The following is a 9,197-nucleotide window of genomic DNA, read 5'->3' on the forward strand; positions in this document are numbered from 1 at the left end:
TGCGCCACCGGGCGCAGCAGCCGGCTGTTCTCCATCGATTCGCGGGTTGGCAGGTTGCGCGCGCACCAGCCGGCGAATCGCTGCCACAGCCCCGGCGCGGCGGAGGCCATCAGCCCCGGTCGCGCATCAGCCGCCCGGCCTCACGCTTCCATTCGCGCTCCTTGATCGCCTCGCGCTTGTCGTGCGCCTTGCGGCCCTTGGCGAGCGCCAGTTCGACCTTCGCGCGCCCCTGCGCGTTGAAATAGACCGACAGCGGGACGAGCGTCATCCCCTCGCGCGCGACCGCGCCGTGGAGCCGGTTGATCTCGCGCTCGTGGAGCAGCAATTTGCGCGGTCGGCGCGGCTCGTGGTTGTAGCGATTGCCGTGGCTGAATTCGGGGACGTTGGAATTGATCAGCCACACCGCCCCATCGCTGACCTCGGCATAGCTTTCCGCGATCGAGCCTTCGCCGAAGCGCAAGGATTTCACCTCGGTCCCGGTAAGCACGATCCCGGCCTCGAATTTGTCTTCGATCGAATAGTCGAAGCGGGCGCGCCGGTTCTCGGCGACGATCTTCTTCTTGTCGAATGTGGCTGGCTTGGGACGCGGCATAAGGCGCGCGATGTAGGGTCCAAACGCGACGAGGGCAACGTGGGCGTGCGAGGCATTCGGAAACCCGACATCGCCTCCGTCCAGAGCCGGACGGCAAAATGACGCTAAAACGGGACCTTCAGCCTCACCATCGCGCGATTGCTCGAAACCCCGCCGACCGAGCCCTGATCGGTCTCGACACCGAGCCTGGCATTGCCGAGCACCGTCGTCTCGGCTTTGGGCAACGCGCTCTCGTCATAGCGCTCGGGCAGCCGCTTCAGCCGGAACGGCTCCTCGCGCCGCCCGCACACGGTAACCTCGCCCTCACGCGCCGGCGGGCAGGTCCTCTCCGCGAGACGCGGCCGCGCCTCCGCCAGCACCGGTCCGGCGACAGCCTGCAACGCGAGCAGCAGCAACTCCATCCCGGCGAGGCTGCGCCGCGATTGTGGCGCAGCCGTGTCCGGCGCGCGTCACAATCCGGCGCGCGCCAATCCCGCGTCGACCGCCTTGCGCGCGGCTTCGCCCGGCCAGGTCATCGGCAACCGCAGCCCCTCGGGGAAACCGGGGCGCACCTTGGTCATCGCGTATTTCACCGGCCCCGGCGAGGCATCGGTGAACAGCGACACGTGGAGCGCGAACAGCCGGTCGTTGAGTTCGAGCGCCTTGGCATAATCGCCCGCCGCGCACGCCGCCTGGAAATCGGCGCACAGTCGCGGCGCGACATTGGCGGTGACCGAGATGCACCCCACCCCGCCGGTGGCATTATAGCCGAGCGCGAGATCGTCATTGCCCGAAAGCTGGCAGAAACCGTCGCCCAGCGCGGCGCGGTGCTGCGACACGCGCTGGAGCACGCCGGAGGCATCCTTCACCGCAACGAACAGCTCGGGAAAGTCGCTGACGATGCGGATCAGCGTCTCGGGCTGGATATCGGTCACGGTGCGCGCGGGGACGTTGTACAGCACGATCGGCAGCGGCGATTGCGGCGCGAGCGCGGCGAAATGCTGGTAGATCCCCTCCTGCGACGGGCGGTTGTAATAAGGCGGCACCATCAGCGCCGCATCCGCCCCGGCTTCCTTCGCGGCGATCAGATTGGCCGCGGCGACCCGCGTGTCGTTCGATCCCGCCCCGGCGATCACCGGCACGCGCCCCTTGGCCTGATCGACGCACACTTTGACGATCGCGAATTGCTCGTCCTTGGTCAGCGTCGCCGCCTCGCCGGTGGTGCCGCACGGCACCAACGCCGCGGAGCCTTCGGCGATCTGCCACTCGACGAGATCTCGATACGCCGATTCGATGAACTCGCCATGCGCGTCGAACGGCGTGACGAGCGCCGGAATTGAGCCGGAAAACATGATTTTACGCCCCCGAAATGGCGATAAGTTAAGGTTCGTTCAGGACAGATACGGGTTGAACCGCTAGTCTGTCCATAACGGTGGCTCGAATTGAAGGCAGGTGCTTTGATCGGATTGACTCTAATGGCCGGCGCGGCCCTGGCGCTCGCGCAGGATCAGGACGATTCTTACGCGACGCGGATGGCCAATATGCGCGCCGAACAACAGGGTGGGCAGACCAATGCGTCGCCGAGCGCACCGACCACCCCGGCGGTGCCGTTCGCGCCCAATGCCGCCGCGATCGCCGGGCCGATCGCGCAATGGACCGCGCTGCGCCAGACCGATTCCCTGCCGTTCGACAGCTATGCCAGCTTCCTGATCGCGCATCCCGGCTGGCCGGGCGAAGCGGCCAACCGCCGCGCGGCGGAACGCAAGGCCGACACCGCCTCGCCCAGCGCGGCGGTCGCCTATTTCCGCCGCTATCCGCCGCAGTCCGCGACCGGCGGGCTCGCTTATGCCCGCGCGCTCGCCGCGACCGGCCGCAGCAGCGAGGCCAATGAGGCGGCGCGCGCGGCGTGGCGGCGCGGCGCGCTCGCCGCCAACGACGAGGCCGCGCTCCAGCAGCAATTCGGCAATGCGCTCCGCGCCGAAGACCAGGATGCGCGGATGGACGCGCTTCTGTGGCAGGGCGCGACGAGCATCGCGGCGCGGCAGATCGTGCTCGTTTCCTCCTCCCGCCTGCCGCTGTTCACCGCGCGGCTCGCGTTCCGCAGCGGATCGGCTAATGCCGCCGAGCTCGCCGCGACGACCGACGCTGTGGGCGAGCGCGACGCCGGCTATATCGCCGACAAGGCGATCTGGCTCGGCCGCACCAACCCCGCCGCGGCGCGCCAGTGGCTCGCGCGGACCCGCGCGCCGGGGATGAACCCGCCGGGCAACCCGGAAAAATTCTACGCGACGCTCTATTCCAACGCCAAGAGCGCTGCGACCGACGGCCAGTGGCAGACCGCTTACGATATCGCGCGGCAAATCGATGACGCTTATCCCGCGGGGACCGACGTCTCGACCAAATCCTATGGCGAACGCGATCAATATACCAACCTCGCCTGGCTCGCCGGGCAGGTCGCGCTCAACAAATTGGGCCGCCCGGCGGATGCGATGCCGATGTTCGAGCGCTACGGCCGCGGCACGATCGCGCCGCAGGTCCGCGCCAAGGGCTTTTACTGGGCGGCGCGCGCCGCCGAGGCTGCCGGGCGCGCGAGCGAGGCCTCATCTTTCTACGAACGCGCCGCGGGGTTCCGCGATCAATATTACGGCCAGCTCGCCAACGAGCATCTCGGCCGCGCGCTGGTCGCGCCACCGCCGGTCGGCACCCCCGCGATCGACCCCGCGACCCGCGCCGCTTTCTACAACCGCGAGGTGGTGCGCGCCGCGCAATATCTCGGCGCGACCGGCAATTGGCAGGACCAGACCGCCTTTGTGAAGGAAATCGCGCTCGATGCGGACAGCGACAGCGATCACCTGCTCGCCGACGAACTCTCGCGCGCGATCGGCCGCCCCGATCTCGGGGTGCTGGTCGGGCGGCGCGCGATGCTCAACGGGCTCACCGAATATCGCGCCAGCGGCTTCCCCACCGTATCGGTGCCGAGCGGGTTCGAGAGCGACTGGACGATGATCCACGCGATCGCCCGGCAGGAGAGCAATTTCGATCGTATGGCGATCTCGGGCGCGGGCGCGCGCGGGCTGATGCAGCTGATGCCGGGCACCGCGCGCGAACAGGCCGCGAAGCTTGGCCTCGCCTATAACGCCGGCGCGCTGACCACCGACACGAGTTACAACATCCAGCTCGGCGCCAATTATTTCCAGCGCATCTTCAATATGTTCGGCAGCTACCCGCTAGCGATCGCGGCGTATAACGCCGGGCCGGGCAATGTGAACAAATGGCTCAACGCGAACGGCGATCCGCGTACCGGCTCGGTCGACATGCTCGACTGGATCGAGGCGATCCCGTTCACCGAGACACGCAATTACGTCCAGCGTGTGCTGGAAAATGCCGTGGTCTATGATCTGATGAACCCGGCGCGCGCGCGCAGCCGCGGGCCGGCCAATCTGAGCTGGTATCTCGGCCGGTCGAAGCGAGGCTGAGCCAGGAATGGATCGCCCCAATTACATTACCCCGGCGGGCTATGCCGCGTTGCGCAGCGAATATGACCAATTGTTCGCGCGCGAGCGCCCCGCGCTGGTCGATACGATCGCCTGGGCGGCGGGCAATGGCGACCGCTCCGAGAACGGCGATTATATCTACGGCCGCAAAAGGCTGCGCGAGATCGACCGCCGGCTCGGCTGGCTCTCCAAGCGGATGAAGGCGGCGAAGGTGGTCGATCCGGCGCAGGCGCCCGATCGCGCGCGCGTCTTCTTCGGCGCGACGGTGACGATCGCCGACGAGGACGACAATCACCGCACCCTCACCCTCGTCGGCGACGACGAGGCGGATGCCGGCAAGGGGCTGATCGGGTGGAACGCCCCGCTCGCCCGCGCGCTGCGCGGCGCCGCGATCGGTGATCTGCGCCGCGTCTCGCTGCCCGCCGGCGAACGCGAATATGAAGTGATGGCAATCGCCTATCCCGCCGGTTGACCTTCCCGCCCGCGCTATCGTTTAGATAGCATCACCCCTCCCCTCCCGTTCGCCCCCCCGGAGCTTGTCGAAGGGCTGCCCTTCTTCCTCGGAAAGAAAGGACAAGCTCAGCCCGAACGGGGATCAAAGGACCGCCAATGCGTAACGCTCTCCTCGCCCTTGCCCTTACCACCGCGCTCGCCGCTCCCGCGGCGGCGCAGACCGATCCCCAGCAACTGTCGGAGATCGTCCGCACGCTCGCCTCACCTGAATTCGGCGGCCGCGCACCGGGCACCGCGGGCGAGAAGACGACGACCGACTGGCTCGTCGCGCGGTTCAAATCGCTCGGGCTCGAACCCGGCGGTGCGGACGGCGCGTGGATCCAGCCGGTGCCGCTGGTCCACACCCGCCTCGGCGAGGGCAAGGCCAGCATCGGCGGCACCGCGCTGGCGCAGGGCACCGATGTCGCGCTCACCACCGTCCGCGCCGACCCGCATATCGCGATCAACGACGCGCCGATCGTCTTCGTCGGCTACGGTGTTTCCGCCCCCGAGGCGAAATGGGACGATTTCAAGGGCGTGGACGTACGCGGCAAGGTCGTCGTGTTCCTCGTCAACGATCCCGATTTCGTCGCCCGGCCGGGCGAGGATGCGATCGGCCGGTTCGGCGGCAAGCGCATGACCTATTACGGCCGCTGGACCTATAAATATGAAGAAGCCGCGCGCCGCGGCGCGGTCGCGGCGCTGATCGTCCATGATACTGATGCGGCGGGCTATCCCTGGTCGACCGCCAATGCCTCGAACGGCGAGAATTACGATATCGTCCGCGGCGCAGACGATCAGCGCATCCCGCTGCAAGGCTGGCTCTCGCACGAAGCCGCCGAGCGGTTGTTCGCCGCCGCCGGGCAGGATCTCGCCAGGCTGCGCGTCGCGGCACGCTCGGCGAGCTTCCGCCCGGTTGCGCTCAACACGCGCTTCTCGGCGGATTTTCCGGTGACCGCGGAGCGGATCGAAAGCGCCAATGTCCTCGCCAAAATCCCCGGCGCCAAGCGGCCCGACGAGACGGTGATGTTCGGCGCGCATTGGGATGCTTATGGCGAAGGCCCCGCCGACGCGACCGGGCGGACCTTGCGCCCCGGCGCCAATGACGATGCGCTCGGCACCGCCGGAGTGATCGAGCTGGCGCGGCAGTTCAAGGCCGGGCCGAAGCCCGACCGCACCCTGGTGTTCGCGTTGTGGACCGGCGAGGAGCGCGGGCTGCTCGGCTCGGAATATTATGCCGCGCACCCGGTCTATCCGCTGGCGAAGACCGCCGCGAACCTGACGCTCGATATCCTCCAGACCGCGGGGCCGGCGAAGGACGTGACATTGGTCGGCGCGGGCGCCTCGTCGCTCGACGCGCTGCTCGCCGATGCGGCGAAAACGCAGGGGCGCACGATCACCCCGGAAACCGCGAGCGAACGCGGGCTGTTCTATCGCGCCGACCATTTCTCGGTGGTGCGCCGCGGGGTGCCGTCGCTTCTCCTGATGGCCTTGGGCGGCGCGCCCGATCTCAAGGCCGGCGGGCGCGAGGCGGGGCAGAAGTGGCTCGACGCTTATATGGCCTGCTATCACAAGACCTGCGACACCTGGTCGGCCGACTGGAACCTCAAGGGCGCGGCCGAGGATGTCGATCTGTTCCACGCGATGGGCGAGCGGCTGTCAAAGGCCGGCGTGTGGCCGACGTGGAGCGCCGGCAGCGAATTCCTCGCGCTGCGCAACAAGAGCGCCGGCGAGCGGGAGTAGTCCACGACCACCCCGGCATAACCTTGTGCTCCCGCGAAGGCGGGAGCCCAGACTGGGTCCCCGCCTTCGCGGGGACACAAGGAGAGGTTCGTGGCCCCTACCCCCTAGGGGCAAGGGTGAGCAGCGCGGCAGCTACCGCGTCAGCTTCTTATACGCCAACCGCGTCGGGCGGTCGGCGGCATCGCCCATGCGGCGGCGCTTGTCTTCCTCGTAGCTTTCGAAATTGCCCTCGAACCATTCGACATGGCTGTCGCCCTCGAAGGCGAGAATGTGGGTGCACAGGCGATCGAGGAAGAAGCGATCGTGGCTGATCACCACCGCGCAACCCGCGAAGCTCTCGAGCGCCTCCTCCAACGCACGCAACGTCTCGACGTCGAGGTCGTTGGTCGGTTCGTCGAGCAGCAGGACGTTGCCGCCCTCCTTGAGCATCTTCGCCATGTGAACGCGGTTGCGTTCGCCGCCCGAAAGCTGGCCGACCTTCTTCTGCTGGTCCGGCCCCTTGAAGTTGAACGCGCCGACATAGGCGCGCGTCCCCAGCTCCTGCTTGCCGAAGCGGAAGATATCGAGCCCGTCGGAGATTTCCTCCCACACATTCTTGTTGGGATCGAGATCGTCGCGGCTCTGGTCGACATAGCCGAGCTTGACGGTCGAGCCGACCTCGATCGTCCCCGCGTCGGGCTGCTCCTGCCCGGTGATCAGCTTGAACAGCGTCGACTTGCCCGCGCCGTTCGGCCCGATCACCCCGACGATGCCGCCCGGCGGCAAGGTGAAGGACAGATCCTCGAATAGCAGTTTGTCGCCATAGGCCTTGCTCAGCCCCTTGGCCTCGATCACCTTGCCGCCGAGCCGCTCGGGGATCTGGATCAGGATCTGCGCCTTGCCGATCGCGCGGTTTTCCTGCGCCGCCATCAGTTCGTCGAACGCGCGGATACGCGCCTTGGACTTGGTCTGGCGCGCCTTGGGGGTCTGGCGCATCCACGCCAGCTCGTCGGCGATCGCCTTCTGGCGCCCGGCCTCCTCGCGCTCTTCCTGTTCAAGCCTTTTGGCCTTCTTCTCCAGATAGCCGGAGTAGTTCGCCTCATAGGTGTAATAGCGGCCGCGATCGAGCTCGAGCACCCAGTTGACCACATTGTCGAGGAAGTAGCGGTCGTGGGTGACGAGGATGACGTTACCCGTATATTCCTTGAGGAAATTCTCCAGCCACGCGACGCTCTCGGCGTCGAGGTGGTTGGTCGGCTCGTCGAGCAGCAGGATATCGGGCTTTTCGAGCAGCAGCCGGCAGAGCGCGACGCGGCGCCGCTCGCCGCCCGACAAATTGGTCACCGGATTGTCGGACGGCGGGCAGCGCAGCGCTTCCATCGCCTGTTCGAGCTGGCTGTCGAGGCTCCAGCCGTCGGCCGCGTCGATCTCCGACTGCAGCTCGCCCATTTCGGTCATCAGCGCGTCGAAATCGGTATCGTCCTTGGGATCGCCCATTTCGGCGGAGATCGCATTGAAGCGCTCGATCTTCGCGACGATCGGGCCGGCGCCCATGCGGACGTTCTCGATCACCGTCTTGGTCGGATCGAGCTGCGGCTCCTGCGGCAGATAGCCGACGCGGATGCCATCGGCGGCCCAGGCCTCGCCCTGGAAATCCTTGTCGATCCCGCCCATGATCTTCATCAGCGTGGACTTGCCCGCGCCGTTGGGGCCGATGATCGCGATCTTCGCGCTCGGCAGGAACTGCAGGTGGATATTGTTGAGCACCGGCTTGTTGGCGCCGGGGAAGGTCTTGGTCAGACCCTTCATGACATAGGTATATTGCACGGCCATGGCGGTTCGGTCGCTCCGTCGAAGATCACATCTGCTGGGTTTGGGCGCCATTTAGGGGGGCGCGGCGCTCTTGGCAATTCGCGGGTTGGCAGGAAGGCGACGATCGGTGTCCCTGCTCCGTTCGGGCTGAGCTTGTCGAAGCCCTGCACTTTTCTTGCCACGAAGAAGGACAGCCCTTCGACAAGCTCAGGGCGAACGGTGGTGGGCTGTTACCGCCCGCGCACGATCTCGCACCCCACCGCCGCATCGGGGTAGACGTCGGGCTTCATCGACCGCACCCGCACCCGCCGCACCCGCTTGTCCTCCAGGCACAAGGCCGCGACCGCCTCGACCAACGTTTCCTGCAACGCGAAACCCCGCGCCTCGGCCAATGCGCGGATCCCGGTGCGGATGAAATCATAGTCGAGCACCTCGTCGATCGCATCGTGGTGCGGCGCGGCGGGATAATCGACCGTCATCTCGACGGTGAGGCGGACGCGCTGCGGCACCGCCTCGTGCGGGTGGATGCCGAGCTGCATCTGCACCTCGAGCCCCTCCAATATCGTGGTGAATTCAGCCATTGCGCCCTTCGAACATCACATCGGAATCGCGCTTGAGAAAGCGCTGTCCGCAATCGACGAACAGATTCTGCCCGGTCACGCTGCGCGCATCGAGCAGATAGACCACCGCCCGCGCCACCTCCGCCGCATCGACCGGCCGCCGAAGCAGGTTGGCGCTCGCCACCGCGGCGAATTCGGCCGCGCTCTGGTCGCCGCTCGGCAGCGTCAGCCCGGGGGAAACCGCATTGACCCGCACCCGCGGCGCCAGCGCCAGCGCCAGCATCTCGGTCGCCCCCGCCAGCGCATATTTGGTCAGGCTGTACGAGAAGAAGTCGGGGTTGGTATTGGCGAGCTTCTGGTCGAGCAGATTGACCACCGCCCCGTCCGCCAGCCCCGGCTGCGCCGCGAGCGCCTGCGCGAGGACCGACGGCGCGAGCGCGTTGATCGCGTGGAGCCGAAGCGCGAGCCGGTGGTCGATCGCCTCGGGCCGGTCGTAGACGAAGGTCGACGCGCTGTTGACCAGCCCGTCGATCACCCCGCCAGCCG

General features: G+C 67.2%; 9 protein-coding genes. 3 read left to right on the plus strand and 6 right to left on the minus strand.

Annotation, left to right across the window (positions count from 1 at the left end):
- Positions 1-109: 109 nt before the first annotated feature.
- The 3 genes from smpB to dapA form a co-directional block, all read right to left on the minus strand.
- Positions 110-592: an SsrA-binding protein SmpB gene (gene smpB / locus BGN95_RS17130; RefSeq protein ID WP_179511887.1), complete on the minus strand. Its 483-nt coding sequence runs from the start codon at positions 590-592 to the stop codon at positions 110-112.
- Between the two features lie 104 nt (positions 593-696).
- Positions 697-993 carry a 5'-nucleotidase gene (locus tag BGN95_RS17135; RefSeq protein WP_286773455.1) on the minus strand — a complete coding sequence of 99 codons (297 nt, stop codon included), beginning with the start codon at positions 991-993 and terminating at the stop codon, positions 697-699.
- A gap of 48 nt (positions 994-1,041) precedes the next feature.
- Positions 1,042-1,923, minus strand: a complete 882-nt coding sequence (gene dapA, locus BGN95_RS17140) for a 4-hydroxy-tetrahydrodipicolinate synthase (RefSeq protein WP_286773456.1) — start codon at positions 1,921-1,923, stop codon at positions 1,042-1,044.
- A gap of 123 nt (positions 1,924-2,046) precedes the next feature.
- Between dapA and BGN95_RS17145 the strand changes: the two genes are divergently transcribed.
- From BGN95_RS17145 to BGN95_RS17155, 3 genes are all read left to right on the plus strand, one after another.
- On the plus strand, positions 2,047-4,047 hold the full coding sequence (locus tag BGN95_RS17145) for a lytic transglycosylase domain-containing protein (protein ID WP_286773457.1): 2,001 nt from the start codon (positions 2,047-2,049) through the stop codon (positions 4,045-4,047).
- A 7-nt stretch (positions 4,048-4,054) separates the two neighbouring features.
- Positions 4,055-4,537: a transcription elongation factor GreB gene (gene greB / locus BGN95_RS17150; RefSeq protein WP_179511891.1), complete on the plus strand. Its 483-nt coding sequence runs from the start codon at positions 4,055-4,057 to the stop codon at positions 4,535-4,537.
- Positions 4,538-4,674: 137 nt separating this feature from the next.
- Positions 4,675-6,300 (plus strand): M28 family metallopeptidase, encoded by a 1,626-nt coding sequence (locus BGN95_RS17155; RefSeq protein ID WP_286773458.1) that lies wholly within the window; start codon positions 4,675-4,677, stop codon positions 6,298-6,300.
- A 132-nt stretch (positions 6,301-6,432) separates the two neighbouring features.
- On the opposite strand, the gene ettA is transcribed toward BGN95_RS17155, so the two are convergent.
- The 3 genes from ettA to BGN95_RS17170 all read right to left on the minus strand — a co-directional run.
- Entirely contained in the window at positions 6,433-8,112 is a 1,680-nt protein-coding gene (gene ettA, locus BGN95_RS17160) for an energy-dependent translational throttle protein EttA (protein WP_265268243.1), read from the minus strand.
- Positions 8,113-8,321: 209 nt separating this feature from the next.
- Complete coding sequence (locus tag BGN95_RS17165) at positions 8,322-8,672, minus strand: dihydroneopterin aldolase (protein ID WP_179511894.1); 351 nt, start codon at positions 8,670-8,672, stop codon at positions 8,322-8,324.
- Positions 8,665-9,197 (minus strand): SDR family oxidoreductase (locus BGN95_RS17170; RefSeq protein ID WP_286773459.1); only part of this gene is annotated, 533 nt, incomplete at its 5' end. The genes BGN95_RS17165 and BGN95_RS17170, both read right to left, overlap by 8 nt.

It is taken from the genome of Sphingomonas sp. 66-10 (genome assembly GCF_001897045.1).
Taxonomy (GTDB): domain Bacteria; phylum Pseudomonadota; class Alphaproteobacteria; order Sphingomonadales; family Sphingomonadaceae; genus Sphingomonas; species Sphingomonas lycopersici.